The 16,157-nt window shown below is 73.1% G+C and carries 13 protein-coding genes; 7 read left to right on the top strand and 6 right to left on the bottom strand.

The window, feature by feature from the left end:
- Positions 1-137: 137 nt before the first annotated feature.
- Complete coding sequence (locus tag OG896_RS07555; protein ID WP_329363593.1) at positions 138-752, bottom strand: nucleotidyltransferase family protein; 615 nt, start codon at positions 750-752, stop codon at positions 138-140.
- 127 nt (positions 753-879) lie between these two features.
- On the opposite strand from OG896_RS07555, the gene OG896_RS07550 reads away from it, so the two are divergent.
- Positions 880-3,036, top strand: a complete 2,157-nt coding sequence (locus tag OG896_RS07550) for a hypothetical protein (RefSeq protein ID WP_329363592.1) — start codon at positions 880-882, stop codon at positions 3,034-3,036.
- 102 nt (positions 3,037-3,138) lie between these two features.
- Entirely contained in the window at positions 3,139-3,453 is a 315-nt protein-coding gene (locus tag OG896_RS07545; protein ID WP_329363590.1) for a DUF5955 family protein, read from the top strand.
- 421 nt (positions 3,454-3,874) lie between these two features.
- On the opposite strand, the gene OG896_RS07540 is transcribed toward OG896_RS07545, so the two are convergent.
- On the bottom strand, positions 3,875-4,627 hold the full coding sequence (locus OG896_RS07540) for an IclR family transcriptional regulator (RefSeq protein ID WP_328470917.1): 753 nt from the start codon (positions 4,625-4,627) through the stop codon (positions 3,875-3,877).
- Positions 4,628-4,835: 208 nt separating this feature from the next.
- Here OG896_RS07540 and allB point away from each other — a divergent pair, with 208 nt between their 5' ends.
- Entirely contained in the window at positions 4,836-6,236 is a 1,401-nt protein-coding gene (allB, locus tag OG896_RS07535; RefSeq protein ID WP_329363589.1) for an allantoinase AllB, read from the top strand.
- A gap of 134 nt (positions 6,237-6,370) precedes the next feature.
- On the opposite strand, the gene OG896_RS07530 is transcribed toward allB, so the two are convergent.
- The 4 genes from OG896_RS07530 to OG896_RS07515 are packed head-to-tail and all read right to left on the bottom strand — an operon-like array spanning position 6,371 to position 10,966.
- Entirely contained in the window at positions 6,371-7,726 is a 1,356-nt protein-coding gene (locus OG896_RS07530) for a GH1 family beta-glucosidase (protein ID WP_329363587.1), read from the bottom strand.
- Between the two features lie 19 nt (positions 7,727-7,745).
- Positions 7,746-8,615, bottom strand: a complete 870-nt coding sequence (locus tag OG896_RS07525; protein WP_329363585.1) for a carbohydrate ABC transporter permease — start codon at positions 8,613-8,615, stop codon at positions 7,746-7,748.
- Positions 8,608-9,612, bottom strand: a complete 1,005-nt coding sequence (locus tag OG896_RS07520) for a carbohydrate ABC transporter permease (protein ID WP_329363584.1) — start codon at positions 9,610-9,612, stop codon at positions 8,608-8,610. The genes OG896_RS07525 and OG896_RS07520 overlap by 8 nt, the downstream gene beginning before the upstream one ends.
- Positions 9,613-9,628: 16 nt before the next feature.
- Entirely contained in the window at positions 9,629-10,966 is a 1,338-nt protein-coding gene (locus OG896_RS07515; protein ID WP_329363582.1) for an ABC transporter substrate-binding protein, read from the bottom strand.
- Between the two features lie 148 nt (positions 10,967-11,114).
- Between OG896_RS07515 and OG896_RS07510 the strand changes: the two genes are divergently transcribed.
- The 4 genes from OG896_RS07510 (at position 11,115) to aroA (ending at position 16,058) form a co-directional block, all read left to right on the top strand.
- Positions 11,115-12,485, top strand: coding sequence for an ROK family transcriptional regulator (locus OG896_RS07510; protein WP_329363580.1), 1,371 nt, complete (start codon positions 11,115-11,117; stop codon positions 12,483-12,485).
- 105 nt (positions 12,486-12,590) lie between these two features.
- A complete protein-coding gene (locus tag OG896_RS07505) occupies positions 12,591-13,415 on the top strand; it encodes an AIM24 family protein (RefSeq protein WP_328470931.1) in 825 nt (274 codons plus the stop codon).
- Positions 13,416-13,620: 205 nt separating this feature from the next.
- Positions 13,621-14,256 carry a bifunctional 4-hydroxy-2-oxoglutarate aldolase/2-dehydro-3-deoxy-phosphogluconate aldolase gene (locus OG896_RS07500; RefSeq protein WP_328470933.1) on the top strand — a complete coding sequence of 212 codons (636 nt, stop codon included), beginning with the start codon at positions 13,621-13,623 and terminating at the stop codon, positions 14,254-14,256.
- Between the two features lie 566 nt (positions 14,257-14,822).
- On the top strand, positions 14,823-16,058 hold the full coding sequence (gene aroA / locus OG896_RS07495) for a 3-phosphoshikimate 1-carboxyvinyltransferase (protein ID WP_329363577.1): 1,236 nt from the start codon (positions 14,823-14,825) through the stop codon (positions 16,056-16,058).
- The last annotated feature ends 99 nt before the right edge of the window (positions 16,059-16,157 follow it).

The raw sequence follows: 16,157 nt of genomic DNA, 5'->3' as shown, positions 1-16,157 counted from the left end.
CCGGCTGCCCGCGCCCGCTGCCCGCGCCGCCGCCGGAACGCACCGGACCGCTGCCTCGACCCGCCGTCGGCGCGCCGTCGGGCCGCCCCGGACCGTCCTCGCGCAGCCGAGCGCCCGCCGCCCGGCGCCGTCCCCCCTCAGTCGAGAAGCCGCAGGTCGGCGGGGGTGTCGATGTCGGCGGGATCGCCGACGTCCCCGCACTCGACGAGCACGGTCTGCTCGGCGTGCTCGCGCAGATACGTCCGGGCGCCGCGGTCCTCGCCCGCGCTGCACGCCACCCCCGCCCAGCGGCTCGCACCGAACAGCACCGGGTGCGCCCGCCGCCCGCCGTACACCGCCGAGACCAGCGCCGACGGCAGGTCGTCGGCCTCCCGGGCCGTCGCGATCACCCGCGCCACCGCCGCGCCCGGCACCCCCGGCTGGTCCACCAGTCCGATCACCGCCGCGGTCGGCAGCCGCGCCGAGGCGGCCAGCGAGGCGAGCCCGGCGCGCAGCGAGGAGCCCATGCCGTCCGCCCAGTGCGGGTTGTCCACCAGCACGCAGCCGGCCAGGTCGGCGCGCTCGCGCACCTCCTCCGCCGCCGCGCCCAGCACCACGTGCACCTGGTCGCAGCCGCCCGCCCGCAGCACCGCGACCGCGTGCTCCACCAGGGGCCGCCCCCGGTAGGCCAGCAGCGCCTTCGGCCGGCCGCCGAGCCGCCGACCGCCACCGGCCGCCAGCAGCAGTCCGGCCACCTCGCCATGAGAGTTCATACTTCCTGCATACCGCGCGTGTCACGGCACTGGAACAGGACGCCTTCGGCGTGGCGTGTTCCGGTATCGTCGGGCCGTGTTGCGGGTGGGGCGGTTGCCAGGTGAGGAACGGGGACTGAGGGGACTGATGGGGCCAGCGCACACCGGTCCGGACTTCGGTCAGGACCTCGGGCCGGACTTCCGCGGCCCGGTCTTCGCACCGCTCGCCGGCGACGATCCGGCGACGGTCTCCGGGCACCGGATCGGCGCGCGCCTCGGCGCGGACGGACCGGGTGCCGCCGGCACCACCTACCTCGCGTACGAGCCGGGCGGGCAGCCGGTCGCGCTCACCGTGATCCGCCCCGAACTCACCGCCGCCGACGGCTTCGCGTCCCGCTTCCACCACGACGCGCAGGCCGCGGCCCGGGTGCCCGGACCCCGCGCGGTGCCGGTGCTCGGCAGCGGGCGGGAGGGCGAGCGGTACTGGATCGCCTGCGGCTACGTGCCCTCGCTGTCGCTGCGCGCCGCCGTCGAGGGCGCGGGACCGCTGCCCACCGGGGTCGTGCTGCGGCTGGTCGCCGCGCTCGCCGAAGGGTTGCAGGCGATGCACCACGCGGGTGTGGTGCACGGCGGGCTGCGGCCCGCGCACGTGCTGCTCGCGGGGGACGGGCCCCGGGTGAAGGGGCACGGACTGGCGTGGGTCGCGCAGGAGGCCGGGAACGCCGACGCGGGCAGCGTGGACGTGGCCGGCGTGGACTCCGGCTCCGCTGATGCCGCCTCCGGTGCTGCCGGTTCCGGTGCCGCCGGTTCCGCTGCCGACGGTACGGGCGAGGCCGGCGCGGGCGGGCCCGAAGGCGCGGGCGGCGCGGGGGAGTCGGGGGATGCCGGACGCGCTTCCGCGCATGGGGCGGCACGCGAGGCCGGTCCGGCCGAGGTCGGTGAGGCGACCGCCTTCCGTTCGCCCGAGCAGGCCGCGGGCAAACCGGCCCGGGCCGCCACGGACGTCTTCGCGCTCGGCCAGATAGCGGCGTACGCCTCGATCGGCTCCGCACCCTTCGGCGACGGCTCCCGGGTCCAGCACGCCGAGCCCGATCTGAACGAACTCCCGGGCCAGCTACGGGAGATCGTCACCCGCTGCCTCATCAAGGACCCCGCGCTACGACCCTCCCTCGCGCAGATCACCACGATGTGCGCGCAGGCCGCTCCCGAGTCACGCCCCGTCTCCTGGCTGCCGGCCCCGCTGCTCGCCGCGATCCTCCCGGCCATCCCCCCGCCGCACTTCGCGCAGCCGCCGGCCGCGGCGGCGCCCCCCGCCGCGCACCCGGCCGCGCCCGTGTCGCCGCCCCACCCGCCGCAGCCCCCGCACCGGCCCGCGCCGGAGGCCCCACCTGCCCCTGCCCCTGCCCCTGCGCCCGGCGCCGAGGAGCCGTGGCCCGGGCCCGCTCCGGCCGGCCGCCCGCCGGAGCACGCCCACGCGCAGGTGCCGGGCCCGCCCGGTCCGCTCGGCCCACCGGGTCCGCCCGGTCCGCCGCAGCACGGCGGATACCTCTGGCACCCCCAGCAGTGGCCGCGGGCGCCGTACGTCCATGTGCCGCTGCCGCTGCCGAGGAAGAAGCGCAAGGCGGTCGGCGTGGTGGCCGCGGTCGCCGGGTTCGCGGTCGTGGCGACCGCCGCGGTCGCGCTGTCCTCGGGGGACGGCGGCGGCAAGCCGACCGTGGGGGCCCAGCCGCCGGCGGCCGGGGCGCCGCAGCCGTCGCCCTCGCCGTCGTCCCCCTCCGCACCGGCGATGCCCTCGCCCACGATGCCCTCGCCGACGTCGCCGCCGCCTGGCGGGGGCGCCACCGGGTCGCCGCCGGAGACCGGCCTCGTGTACCAGCAGTTGCACCTGCCCGCCGGCGACGGAATGTCACTGCGCGGCGACCCGCCTACCGTCAGTTCCGGCACGTACAGCGGGGACTTCGGGTTCACCGGGGACGCCGCCGCGTTCACCGCGGACCGCTCCCGCGACACGCTCGCCCTGATCCCCGCGGCGAGCCCGGCGACCGCCGCCGCATGCCGGTCGTCCGACGCGGTCCGGGTGAACTCGGTGAACGCCGACTCGCTCGGCGAGGGCGCGCGGCTGTGCGTGCGGTCCGTCGACGGCACGGTCACCGCACTGGTGACGTTCCGTCAACTGCCGGCCCGTCAGGCCGCCCACCCGGTCGCGGTGTTGGACCTCACGGTGTGGCACGAGGTGGCGGAGCGCTCCGCGCCGGGTACCGGAATCCGCGCGAATTTCGCCGACGGAGTGGCGCGACGAGGGTGATGTCGCGTTAACTGATCCGCCCCGGGGCGAGCCGTGGCGGGGAAGCGCCCGGGTGGAGTCCGACGCGAGGGTGGGTTGTCCGTGGTGGTGGGGGAGTCGCACGTGCTCGAGAACGGGCGCGGAGCCGCGGTCGGCAGCGGGCCGGGCGCGGATCTGGCGGAGGCGGTCGGCCGTATGCGCCGCGAACTGATCACGTACCGGCCGATGTTGCCGGACCGGGCCGTCGCCGAGGTCGAACTCGACGCACTCGCCCGCGCGGCCGGTGCCGTGGACCGGGCGCCCGGCTCGGTGGACTCCGAGCGGTTACGCCATTCGCTCCTGCTGGTCGTGGCGGCGATCGGCTCGGTGAGCGCGCTGACCGAAGCGCTCGACGCGCTGCGCGAGGCCGTCGAACGGATCGCCCCGCCGCGCCCCTGACGACGGAGGCGGCGACGCCGAATTCCGCAGCCGTCACCCCCGCGCTCGGCGGGTGGTCTGTCGCCTCCGCGTCGGGCGGGTGGTCTGTCGCCCCCCGGTGCCGGGCGGGTCATCTGTCATCCCGTGCTCGGTGGGTGGTCTGTCGCCTCCGCGTCGGGCGGGTGGTCCGTCATCCCGTGCTCGGTGGGTGGTCTGTCGCCTCCGCGTCGGGCGGGTGGTCCGTCATCCCGTGCTCGGTGGGTGGTCTGTCGCCTCCGCGTCGGGCGGGTGGTCCGTCATCCCGTGCTCGGTGGGTGGTCTGTCGCCCCCGCGTCGGGCGGGTGGTCCGTCACCTCCGCGTCGGGCGGGTGGTCCGTCACCCCCGCGCTCGGCAGGCGGTCCGTCACCCCGCGTCCGGCAGGCGGCCGGGCGCGGTCCGCTCTCAGGTCGCCAGCGCCCGCGCCAACTGCCGTGCCACGTCCTGGAGTACGGGCACGATCTTGTCGGTGGCCGCTTCGGTGACCCGCCCGGCCGGACCGGAGATGGAGATGGCCGCGGCGGTGGGGGAGTCGGGCACGGTGACCGCGAGGCAACGCACCCCGGCCTCCTGCTCGTTGTCATCGACGGCGTAGCCCAGGCCCCGGATACGGTCGAGTTCGGCGAGGAACGCGTCCGGGTCGGTGATGGTGTGCTCGGTCGCCGCCGGCATCCCGGTCCGCCCGAGCAGCGCCCGCACCTGCTCCGGCGGGACCTGCGCCAGCAGCGCCTTGCCGACCCCGGTGGAGTGCGGCAGCACCCGCCGCCCGACCTCGGTGAACATCCGCATCGAGTGCCGGGAGGGCACCTGCGCGACGTACACCACCTCGTCGCCGTCGAGCAGCGCCATGTTCGCGGTCTCGCCGGTCGCCTCGACGAGCTCCGCGAGGTATGGGCGGGCCCAGGTGCCCAGCAGCCGGGACGCGCTCTCGCCGAGCCTGATCAGCCGGGGCCCGAGGGCGTACCGCCGGTTCGGCTGCTGGCGGACGTAGCCGCAGTCCACCAGGGTGCGCATCAGGCGGTGGATGGTCGGCAGCGGCAGCCCGCTGCTGGCCGACAGTTCGCTCAGCCCGACCTCGCCACCCGCGTCGGCCATCCGCTCCAGCAGGTCGAAGGCGCGTTCAAGCGACTGGACGCCTCCGGTGCGGTCAGCAGGCACGTACGTTCCCCTCGTTCGTGGTGGACCCTCGCGGCGGGCCGCCCGGACGCTCCGGCGCGGCCGGTCCGGACCGGAGCGACACCCCGGCACCCGCCGCTGGCGGAAGGTGGTTTTCGCTCTGTGGAATCCTACCGCCCTTGACGTCCCGGGGAACGATACCCACCATGGCCGTCAACAGAACGTTGAAATTCTCGATGACGGAGGCCGTGTGGTGGAGGAGCAGGTGCTGCGTTCGACGCGCGTCGTGACCCCGGAGGGCGAGCGGCCCGCGGCGGTGGTCCTCGCGGCCGGCACGATCACCGCGGTGCTGCCGTACGACGCGCCGCTGCCACCGGGCGCCCGGTGCACCGACCTCGGCGACGACGTGCTGCTGCCCGGTCTGGTCGACACCCACGTGCACATCAACGACCCCGGCCGCGCGGAGTGGGAGGGCTTCGCCACCGCCACCGCGGCCGCCGTGGCCGGCGGCATCACCACCGTCGTGGACATGCCGCTCAACAGCGTGCCGCCCACCACCACGGCCGCGCACCTCGACGTCAAGCGCGCCGCCGCCCGCGGCCAGGTGCACACCGACACCGGCTTCTGGGGCGGCGCGGTACCCGGCAACACCCCCGACCTCAAGGCCCTGCACGACGCGGGCGTCTTCGGCTTCAAGTGCTTCCTGCTGCCCTCCGGCGTGGACGAGTTCCCGCACCTGGACCGGGCCCGACTCGTCGAGGCGATGGACGAGTTGGCGCGCTTCGACGGCCTGCTGATCGTGCACGCCGAGGACCCGCGGCTGATCGAGGGCGCCCCGCTGCGCGGCGGCCCGAAGTACGCCGACTTCCTCGCCTCCCGGCCGCCGGCCGCCGAGGAACGCGCCATCGCCGGGCTGATCGAACTGGCCGCGGAGCGCGGCACGCGGGTGCACATCCTGCACCTGTCCGCGGCGGGCGCGGTGCCGCTGATCGCCGCCGCCCGGCGGGACGGGGTACGGCTGACGGTCGAGACCTGCCCGCACTTCCTCACCCTCACCGCCGAGGAAGTCCCGGACGGGGCAACGGAGTTCAAGTGCTGCCCGCCGATCAGGGAGGCCGCCAACCAGGACGTGCTGTGGCAGGCGCTCGCCGACGGCGTCATCGACTGCGTGGTGTCCGACCACTCGCCCTCCACCATCGACCTCAAGCACAAGGACACCGGGGACTTCGCCACCGCCTGGGGCGGCATCTCCTCGCTCCAACTCGGCCTGCCCGCCGTGTGGACCGAGGCCCGCCGCCGCGGGCACACCCTCGCCGACGTGGCCGGCTGGATGTCGGCGGGACCGGCCCGGCTGGCCGGCCTCGACGCGGTCAAGGGCGCGATCGCCGTCGGCCGCGACGCCGACTTCACCGTGCTGGACCCGGAGCGGACCTTCACCGTCGACCCGGCCCGGCTGCACCACCGCAACCCGATCACCGCGTACGCCGGCCGCACCCTGCACGGCGTGGTCCGCGCCACCTACCTGCGCGGCCGGCTGGTCGCCGCCGGTCCCGGCGAGGGAACGGCCGCGGGCGCTCCGGCCGCCGGCCCCGCCCGAGCCCTGCGGAACCCCGCCGGCCGGCTCATCGAGCGGCCGTCCGACCGGAGTTGACCGGAGCGGCAGCCCCGGGCCCGGCCGTGCCGGAGGTGCCGGCGATCGGCGCGGAGGGGCGGCACCGGCTCGGGTGACGACGAGGACGCGCCGGTCGGAGGTCCGACGGGCGCGTCCTCGGGTCGTACCGCTGGTCAGGCCGCGCGGCGCGCCTTGCGGCGGTGTGCGGCAACGATGTCGGCGTAGCGCCGCCCGCTGCCCTTGATGGTGCGCTTCTGCGTGGCGTAGTCGACGTGCACCAGACCGAAGCGCTTGTCGTAGCCGTACGCCCACTCGAAGTTGTCCAGCAGCGACCAGGCGTAGTACCCGGCCAGCGGCACCCCGCGCTTGACGGCGCGGGCGCAGGCGGCCAGGTGGTCCTCCAGGTACTGCGCCCGCTCCGGGTCGTCGACCTGCCCGTCGGGGCCGACCACGTCGCGGTAGGCGGAGCCGTTCTCGGTGACGAAGACCTTCCGGGCGCCGTACTCCTCCGAGAGCCGGACCAGCAGCGACTCCAGGCCGTCCGCGTCCACCTCCCAGTCCATCGCGGTGCGCGGTACGCCCGGCCGGTACGCCATCTTCGCCTGCGGCGCCGGCCCGGTCGGGTCGTCCGTGATGTACTGCGGGAAGTAGTAGTTCAGGCCCAGCCAGTCCAGCGGAGCCGCGATCGACTCCATGTCGCCGTCCTTGACCGGCAGTTCGACGCCGTACAGGTCCACCATGTCCTGCGGGTAGCCGCGGCCGTGGATCGGGTCGAGCCACCAGCGGTTGGTGTGGCCGTCGGCCCGCTTGGCGGCCGCGATGTCCGCTTCGCGGTCGGTGGCCGGCAGGCAGGGGCTGAGGTTGTTGACGATGCCGATCCGCAGGTCGCCGTGCGCGGCCCGCAGCGCCTGCACCGCCAGCCCGTGGCCGACGTGCAGGTGGTAGGACGCGCGCACCGCGGCGGTCAGGTCGGTCCAGCCCGGTGCCATGGTGCCTTCCAGGTGGCCGATCCACGCCGAGCACAGCGGCTCGTTGAGGGTCGCCCAGTCCTTGACCCGGTCGCCGAGCGCCTGCCCGACCACGGCCGCGTACTCGCCGAACCGCTCGGCGGTCTCCCGCTCGGGCCAGCCGCCGCGGTCCTGCTGCGCCTGCGGCAGGTCCCAGTGGTACAGCGTCGCGTTGGGGGTGATGCCCGCCTCCAGCAGGGCGTCCACCAGGCGGTCGTAGAAGGCCAGTCCGGCCTGGTTGACCGCGCCGGAGCCCTGCGGGATGATCCGCGGCCAGGCCACGGAGAAGCGGTAGGCGTCCAGGCCCAGGGACTTCATCAGCCCCAGGTCCTCCTGCCAGCGGTGGTAGTGGTCGCAGGCGACGTCGCCGGTGTCGCCGCCCGCGACCTTGCCGGGGGTGTGGGAGAAGGTGTCCCAGATGGACGGGGTCCGGCCGTCCTCGTCCACCGCGCCCTCGATCTGGTAGGCGGCGGTGGCCGCGCCCCAGAGGAAATCCGCGGGAAGAGCGCTCAGGTCGTTCACGAGTTACCTTTCGGTGGGGTCACTTGACGGCGCCGGCGGTCAGCCCGGCCACCAAGTAACGCTGGAGAAGCAGGAATCCGGCGACCACCGGCACACTCACCACGAGTGAGGCGGCCATGACCTGGTTCCAGTACACGTCGTTCTCGGTTGCGTACTCGCGCAGGCCCACGGCCAGCGTGCGAGTGCTCTCGTTGGTCATGACCGAGGCGAAGAGCACTTCGCCCCAGGCGGTCATGAAGGCATAGACGGCCACCGCGACGATGCCCGGGACGGCGGCCGGCACGACGACCCGGAACAGCGCGCCCAGCGCACCGCAGCCGTCGACCTTCGCCGCCTCGTCCAGGTCGCGCGGGATCGAGTCGAAGTAGCCCGCGAGCATCCAGATGGAGAACGGCAGCGAGAAGGTGAGGTAGGTGATGATCAGCCCGAGCCGGCTGCCGTTGAGCGTGACACCCGTGTCGTTGCCGATGTTGACGAAGATCAGGTACAGCGGCAGCAGGAACAGGATGCCGGGGAACATCTGCGTGGACAGCACCGTCACCGTGAAGACCTTGCGGCCCATGAAGCGGTAGCGGCTCACGGCGTAGGCGGCGAAGATCGCCACCGCCACCGAGAAGACCGTCGCGCTGACCGAGACGATCACCGAGTTCACGAAGTAGTGCGCGAGCGGGATCGTCTTCCAGATGTCGATGTACGGGCGGACCGTCAGGCTGTGCGGAATCCACCGGAAGGAACCCTGCACGTCCTGGAGGCTCTTCAGGGACGAGCTGAGCATCACGTAGACGGGGATCGCCACGAAGGCGGTGATCAGCGTCAGCACGATGCGCCGGGTCCACAGGAAGGACTTCGGCCGCGCCATGGGGGACGGCTGGTCGGAGAACCTAGACATCGGATTCACTCCTTCCCCTGGACGTGACCAGCAGGTAGAGGGCGGTCACCACGAGCAGGAAGAGCAGCAGGAGCACCGACATCGCCGAGCCCGAGCCGAAGTTCCAGTTGACGAACGAGGACTGGAAGATGTGGATCGAGATCAGGTCCGCCTGTTTCGGCGGACTCTGACCGAACATGACGTACGGCGTGTTGAAGTCGTTGAACGTCCACAGGAAGAGCACCAGGACGATCACCTGGTTCACCGGCCGCAGCGAGGGCATGGTGATCTTCCTGATCTGCTGCCAGACACCGGCCCCGTCCATCGCCGCTGCCTCGTACAGCTCCCGCGGGATGTTCTGCAGGCCGGCCATCAGCGCCAGGAACGCGAACGGCCAGGACTTCCACACCGAGACGATCAGCATCGCCCAGAAGCTGTTGTTGCCCAGCAGCCAGAACGACTTGCTCGACGTGATGTGCAACTGGTCATGCAGGACGTGGTTCACCAGACCGGTGTCCTGCTGGAACATGAAGGTCCAGGTGATCAGCGCCGCGTAGGTCGGCAGCGCGTACGGCACCAGGAACAGGGCCCGCAGGATGCCCCGGCCGCGGAAGGCGTCCTGGAGCAGGATCGCCGCGGCGATCCCGATCAGCCAGGAGAAGCCCACGGACAGCAGGGTGTAGGACAGCGACACCCAGAAGGAGTGCAGCAGCGCCTGGCCGATCGGCTGGTGGATCTCGATCGCGGCCTTGTAGTTGTCGAACGCCGCCCACGGAGCGGTCTGCCAGTGGCGGATGTAGAAGAGCGTCAGGTCCCGGAAGCTGATGACGATGCCGAAGACCATCGGCACGATGTGGATCAGCAGTTCGGCGAGGATGGCCGGGAGCAGGAGGAGGTACGGCAGTCCGCCTTGGCGGAGCCGTTCGACGAGGCGCGGCCCTAGCCGGCGCCCGGCGGCGGACTTGCCGCTGCCGGGGCCGGCTTCGGGTGCGCGCCTGGGAGGGGCGGTGGCAGTCATGGAGGGGTGTCGATCCTTATGACGTGGGCATCTGCGACTGCGCCTTTTGCAGCGCGGCCTTGACGGTGTCGTCCGTGACGGCCTTGCCGGCGGCGGCGTCGGCGAACAGGCTCTTGATCGCAGGACCGACGAGGTTCTCGAACTGCGCCTCGTTGGCCACCTGCGGCATCGGGGCGGCCGACTTGCTGAGCACGCCGGCGAGGGCCTTCAGGTCCGGGGTCTGGAAGGCGGGGTCGCTCTGCGCCTCGGTGACCGGCGGGATCGTGCCGTAGGTGCCGTTGAGGATCTTCTGCTCCGGCGTGCTGGTGAGGAACTTCGCCAGCTGCACGGCGGCGGCCTTGTGCTTGGTGCTGTTGAAGACCGCGACGTTGATGCCGGCCACCATGGAGGTGACGCCCGCGTCACCGGTGGCTCCGGCGGTCTGCGTCGGGACCGGGACCACGCCGTACTGGTCCTGCGACATGCCGTGCGACTTGATGGAGGTCGCGGCCGACTGCCACATCATCATCGCGGCCTTGCCGGTGGCGAAGTCGGTGATGGTCTGGTTCTGCACGTACTCGGCGTCGCCCTTGGCGGCGATCTTGTCGCTGGCTATGAAGTCGACGTACTGCTTGACCGCCGCGACGTTGCCCGCACCGGTGAAGGTCGGCTTGCCGGAGGCGTCGAACCAGTCGGCGCCGTGCTGCTTGGCCAGCACGAAGGCGTGGTGGATGTTCTCCGCGCCGTTGGCGCCCTCGACGGCCAGGCCGTAGTGGCCGTCCTTGGTGAGCTTCTTGCCGTCGGCGACCAACTCGGCCCAGGTGGTGGGCGGTTGGGCGATGCCCGCGTCGGCGAACTCCTTCTTGTTGTAGTACAGGCCGTAGGCCATCGAGTACAGCGGCAGGGCGGCCGGGTCCTTGCCCGCGGCGCCGGCGGAGGCGAGCGCCGCGGCGGAGAAGCGGCCCTTGCCGCCGACGGTGGCGAACGCGTTGGCGTCCCACGGCATCAGGGCGCCGGTCGCCTGGAGCGAGGCGGACCAGGTGTTGCCGATGTTGAGCACGTCCGGGCCCTGGCCGGAAGTGGTCGCCGCCAGGATGCGGTTGAGCAGGTCGGCCCAGCCGACCACCTCGAGGTTGACCTTGATGCCGGTCTGCTGGGTGAACTTCTTCAGCTCGGGGGTGAGCACCTGCTTGTCGTTGGCCAGGCTGGTGCCCTGGTTGCTCGCCCAGTACGTGATCGTCTGGCCCTTGAGGCTGCCGGGGGAGGCGGAGATGTCGCCGCTGCCCTTGCTGTCCGAGCCGCCACCACACGCGGCGACGGTGAGGCCGAGCGCGGCCACGAGGGCGGTGGCCGCGAAGACTCTGTTGGTGCGCATAACGGTTCCCTCTCAGGGGTGGGATCGCTTCAGGAAGTGAACAGCGCCTGTGCCTTAATTCAGGCCGTGATTTAACTTGTGAGAAAAGGTGGCGTCAAGACCCCGTGCAGCGATAGGTTCCAGCGGGGCGGGGCAGGAGGGAGTCCAGATGGCTGAGCGGGCCAAGCGCACGGTGCGTGACCTGCGGCGCGGCAACCGCGCATCGCTTCTGCGTCATTTGTATTTCGAAGGCCCCCTCAGCCGGCAGGAGCTGGGCCGGGACACCGGCCTGAGCGCGGGCTCGATCAGCAACGTCGTTGGAGAGTTGATCGCGGACGGCATGGTCGAGGAGGCGGGCGCGGTCGAGTCCGACGGCGGGCGCCCGCGCATCCTCCTCCAGGTCGCCCCCGGCTACGGCTACGTGGTCGGCGTGGACGTCGGCGAGACCCGGGTGCGGGTGGAGCTGTTCGACCTCGCGCTGACCGAACGCGCCTCCGCCGACCTGCCGTTGTCCGACAGCGGGCACGACGTGGACCTGGTGGTCCGGCTCGCCCTGGAGGGCATCGAGGCCGTGGTGCGCGAGGCCGGCATCGACGACCGGGAGGTGCTGGGCGTCGGCATCGGCGTGCCCGGGATCGTGGAGCAGGGCGACCCGCGGGTGACCTCCCCCGGCGAGGGCGACGGCATCGTGGTGCACGGCCAGACCATCGGCTGGGACGCGGTGCCGCTGGGCCGGCTGCTGCGGGCCGGCACCGACCTGCCGCTGTTCATCGACAACGGTGCCAAGACCCTGGGCCAGGCCGAGATGTGGTTCGGCGGCGGGCGCGGTTCCGGCAACGTGGTGATCGCGCTGATCGGTTCCGGCGTCGGCGCCTGCGTGGTCGCCGACGGCACTCCGTACCACGGCGCGAGCAGCAGCGCGGGGGAGTGGGGGCACACCACGCTGCGGGTCGGCGGCCGGATCTGCCGGTGCGGCTCGCGCGGCTGCCTGGAGGCGTACGTCGGCGCCGAGGCGCTGCTGGGCCGGTGGTCGAACGCGCCGCGGGGGGCGAGCGAGGAGACCGCGCTCGCCGCGCTGCTGGCCGCCGCCGACCACGACCGGGAGGTGGCGGAGTTGCTCGCCGAGGCCGCGGAGTACCTGGGCGCGGGCATCGCCGACCTGATCAACCTGTTCAACCCGCAGCGGATCGTGATCGGCGGCTGGGCCGGACTGCTGCTCGGGCCGCGGCTGCTGCCGTCGGTGCGCGAGGTGGCCGCGGAGTACTCGCTGCACCACCCCTGCGCGCAGACGTCGATCGAGCTGGGCCGGCTGGGCGCGGACGCGGTCACCGTGGGGGCGGCGACGCTGCCGCTGGCCCGCTTCCTGGAAACCGGCGGCGAGCGGCCGGTGCGGCTGCCGGCGCAGGGCGGGCAACCGGACGGTGGTGGGGCTCCGGGCGGGGCGGTGGGCGGGCCGGGCCGCGGACCGGCCCGCGGGTCACGTTCCGGTGCCGCCTCCGGCGATCCGGTGCGGAACCGAACCACGCGGGCGGTACGTTGACGGGTCGGTGCCCGGCGCACCGCGGGTCCGGCGGAATGCCGGATTCGCCACCGTTTCGCACCTTTTTCGCAGTACATACCTCGCACGCCCTTCAGGAGTCCCCCCATGACCCTTCGACAGCAGATCGTCGGCAACGCCATGCAGATGGCCGTCTGCACCCTCGACCCCGGTCAGACCGTGTACTGCGAGGCGGGCAAGTTCCTGTTCAAGACCGCCAACGTCAGCATGGAGACCCGCCTCGGCGGCCCCGGCAACGGCAGCCGGCAGGGCGCCGGCGGCCCCGGCGGGCAGGGCGGCGGCATGGGCGGGATGCTGCGCCAGGCGATGGGCACCGCGATGCAGGTCGGCCAGCGCGCCCTGGCCGGCGAGTCGCTGGCCTTCCAGTACTTCACCGCCGCCGGCGGCGAGGGCACCGTCGGTTTCGCCGGGGTGCTCCCCGGCGAGATGCGCGCGCTCGAACTGAACGGCTCGCGCGCCTGGTTCGCGGAGAAGGACGCGTTCGTCGCGGCCGAGGAGAGCGTCAGGTTCGGCATCGCCTTCGCCGGCGGCCGGCAGGGCATGAGCGGCGGCGAGGGCTTCATCCTGGAGAAGTTCACCGGCACCGGCACCGTGATCATCGCCGGCGCGGGCAACTTCATCGACCTCAACCCGGCGGACTTCGGCGGCCGGATCGAGGTGGACACCGGCTGCATCGTCGCCTTCGAGGAGGGCATCCAGTACGGCGTGCAGCGGATCGGCGGGCTCAACCGCCAGGGCATCATGAACGCGGTCTTCGGCGGCGAGGGGCTGTCGCTGGCGACCCTGGAGGGCAACGGTCAGGTCATCCTCCAGTCCATGACCATCGAGGGCCTGGCCAACGCGCTGAAGAAGGCGCAGGGCGGGGACAAGCAGGGGCCGACCGGGGGCCTGTTCTCCACGCACGCCGGCTGAGCGGGCCCGGCCCGGGCGCGCCCTGGACCCTGGTCCGACCGCCCGCATCTCGGGTCTCATGCTCCTCTCATGTCACGGTGCGGTGACAGGTGGCCCGCCGTGACCCATCGCGGCGCCGCCCGGCGGGTAGCGTCTGGATCACGTGTATCCCGCAGTGCCGCACGATCCGCGTGCGGCACTCACGCAGGAAGGTGGACCGACTGCCGTGTACCGCTGGGAGATCACCCGGGCCGCACTGGCCCAGCGGGTATTCGCCACCATCCGCAGCGAGAGCTACGACCAGGCCGCCGCCACCGCGGACACGTTGCTGTCGGCCGGACTGACCACGTTGGAGATCTCCCTCACCACGCCGTTCGCCCTGGAAGCCGTCACCACGCTGGTCCGCGAGGTCGGCGACGACGCGGTGGTCGGCGCGGGCACCGTGCTCGACGAGGTCTCCGCGCGGATGGCGATCGAGGCCGGGGCGCGCTTCCTGCTGTCGCCCAACCTCGACGAGGCGGTGCTGCGCACCGGGCACCGCTACGGAATTCCGGTCTTCCCGGGCGTCGCGACCCCCACCGAGGCGGTCCGCGCGATGGAACTCGGCGCCGACGCGCTGACGCTCTACCCCGCCACCGCCTACACCCCGGACTGGGTGGTGGACGTCCGCGCGATCATTCCGCAGGCGGCGTTCCTGCCGATCGGGGGCATAACGGTCAGTGCGGCGCCCGATTGGGTCGCGGCCGGCGCGGTCGCGGTCGGCATGGGCTCCGCCCTCACCGACGGCGACCGCGCCACCGTCACCAAGCGGCTCACCGAACTCCTGGAGCGGCTCGCCGACACGGTTCCCTCCGGGGGCTGAGCCGTTCCCGGCGGGCCCCTGCGGGGTGGCTGCCCCGTCCCGTCCGCGGGCCGGTGGCCTGCTGGTCGCGCAGTTCCCCGCGGGCCCCTGCGGGGTGGCTGCCCCGTCCCGTCCGCGGGCCGGTGGCCTGCTGGTCGCGCAGTTCCCCGCGCCCCTGGGCGGGTGGGCCTTGTGGTGCGTTGTTTGTCTGCGGGTGCGTGGTGGCTGGTCGCGCAGTTCCCCGCGCCCCTGGGTGGGTGCCCCTTTGTGGTGCGTTGCTTGTCCGCGGGTGCGTTGTGGCTTGTCGCGCAGTTCCCCGCGCCCCTGATTTGGGTTGCTCGCCGTCGTCGGCGAGCTGTGCGCTGCGGAGCAGCCGCACGTACTCAGGGGCGCGGGGAACTGCGCGACCAGCAGGCCACCGGCCGGTGGGCGGGAACGAGACCGGTACCGTGATGGCGCGTAGCCGAGGGGCGCGGGGAACTGCGCGCTTAGCCGGTTACTGGCCGGTGGTCGGCGGCGAGACGGGCACCGTGATGGCGCGTAGCCGAGGGCAGGACGGGCGGGGGCGCGCCCATAGAATCACGTGGGTGACCGTTCTCGCTGTTCCTGGCTCGAAGTCCGTGACCGCTCGCGCGCTGTTTCTCGCCGCCGCCGCCGACGGAGTCACCGTGCTCCGGGACCCGCTGCTCTCCGACGACACGGAAGGCTTCGCCGAGGGCCTGACCCGGCTCGGCTACGAGGTGCGGCGCACCGCCCGTGAGTGGCGGATCACCGGCCGCCCGGCCGGCCCCGCGGCCGACCACGCGGAGGTCTTCACCCGCGACGCGGCCACCGCCTCCCGCTTCCTGCCCGCGCTGGCGGCCGCAGGCCACGGCACGTTCCGCTTCGACGCCTCCGCGCAGATGCGCTGCCGCCCGGTCGCCCCGCTGACCGAGGCGCTGCTCAGCCTCGGCGTGGACCTGGTGCACGAGGAGGAGGACGGCCACCTGCCGCTGCGGGTGGAAGCGCACGGCATCAAGGGCGGCGCGATCGACCTGGACGCGAGCCTGTCCTCGCAGTTCCTGACCGCGCTGCTGATGGTCGGCCCGCTCACCGCCGAGGGCCTGCGGATCAGGGTGACCGGCATCGTGTCGGTGCCGTACGTCGAGATCACGCTCGCGATGATGCGCCGCTTCGGCGTCGAAGTGGCCCGCGAGGGCGACACCTTCGTGGTGCCCGCGGGCGGCTACCGCGCGCAGGACTACCCGATCGAGCCGGACGCCTCCACCGCGAGCTACGTGTTCGCCGCGGCCGCGCTGTCCGGCCGTACCGCGACCGTGCCGGGGCTCGGCAGCGACGCGCTCCAGGGCGACCTGCGGTTCGTGGAGGTGCTGCGCCGGATGGGCGCGGAGGTCGAGACCACGGCGGACGCCACCACGGTGACCGGCACCGGGCGGCTGTCCGGCCTGACCGTCAACATGCGGGACATCTCCGACACGATGCCTACCCTCGCGGCCATCGCGCCGTTCGCGGACGGCCCGGTCCGGATCGAGGACGTCTACAACACCCGCGTCAAGGAGTGCGACCGGCTGGAGGCGTGCGCGCTGAACCTGCGGGCGCAGGGCATCGAGGTCGCCACCGGCCGGGACTGGATCGAGATCACGCCGGGCACCCCGAAACCGGTCGAGATCGCCTGCCACGGCGACCACCGCATCGCGATGAGCTTCGCCGTCGCGGGCCTGCGCACCCCGGGCACGACCTTCGACGACCCGGGCTGCGTGAAGAAGACGTTCCCCGGATTCCACGCGTTCTTCGCGGAGTTGCGGCGCACCTGGGACGTCTGAGGCGATCCCGCGTGGCCGTGTGGCCGTGTGGCCGTGCGGCGGGCGGCCGTACGACCCGCGTCGAGTCCGGGCGGCAGCGGCAGCGGCAGCGCGGACCGG

It is taken from the genome of Streptomyces sp. NBC_00669, from assembly GCF_036226785.1.
In the GTDB taxonomy this organism is placed as follows: domain Bacteria; phylum Actinomycetota; class Actinomycetes; order Streptomycetales; family Streptomycetaceae; genus Actinacidiphila.
This window is presented reverse-complemented; position numbering and strand designations above follow the sequence as displayed.

What these genes read in the sequence shown, in the direction of transcription:
- OG896_RS07550 (WP_329363592.1), top strand. Translation starts at nt 880, where the DNA reads ATGGGGCCAGCGCACACCGGTCCGGACTTCGGTCAGGACCTCGGGCCG.
- OG896_RS07520 (WP_329363584.1), bottom strand. Translation starts at nt 9,612, where the DNA reads ATGACTGCCACCGCCCCTCCCAGGCGCGCACCCGAAGCCGGCCCCGGC.
- OG896_RS07510 (WP_329363580.1), top strand. Translation starts at nt 11,115, where the DNA reads ATGGCTGAGCGGGCCAAGCGCACGGTGCGTGACCTGCGGCGCGGCAAC.
- OG896_RS07505 (WP_328470931.1), top strand. Translation starts at nt 12,591, where the DNA reads ATGACCCTTCGACAGCAGATCGTCGGCAACGCCATGCAGATGGCCGTC.
- OG896_RS07555 (WP_329363593.1), bottom strand. Translation starts at nt 752, where the DNA reads ATGAACTCTCATGGCGAGGTGGCCGGACTGCTGCTGGCGGCCGGTGGC.
- OG896_RS07515 (WP_329363582.1), bottom strand. Translation starts at nt 10,966, where the DNA reads ATGCGCACCAACAGAGTCTTCGCGGCCACCGCCCTCGTGGCCGCGCTC.
- OG896_RS07525 (WP_329363585.1), bottom strand. Translation starts at nt 8,615, where the DNA reads ATGTCTAGGTTCTCCGACCAGCCGTCCCCCATGGCGCGGCCGAAGTCC.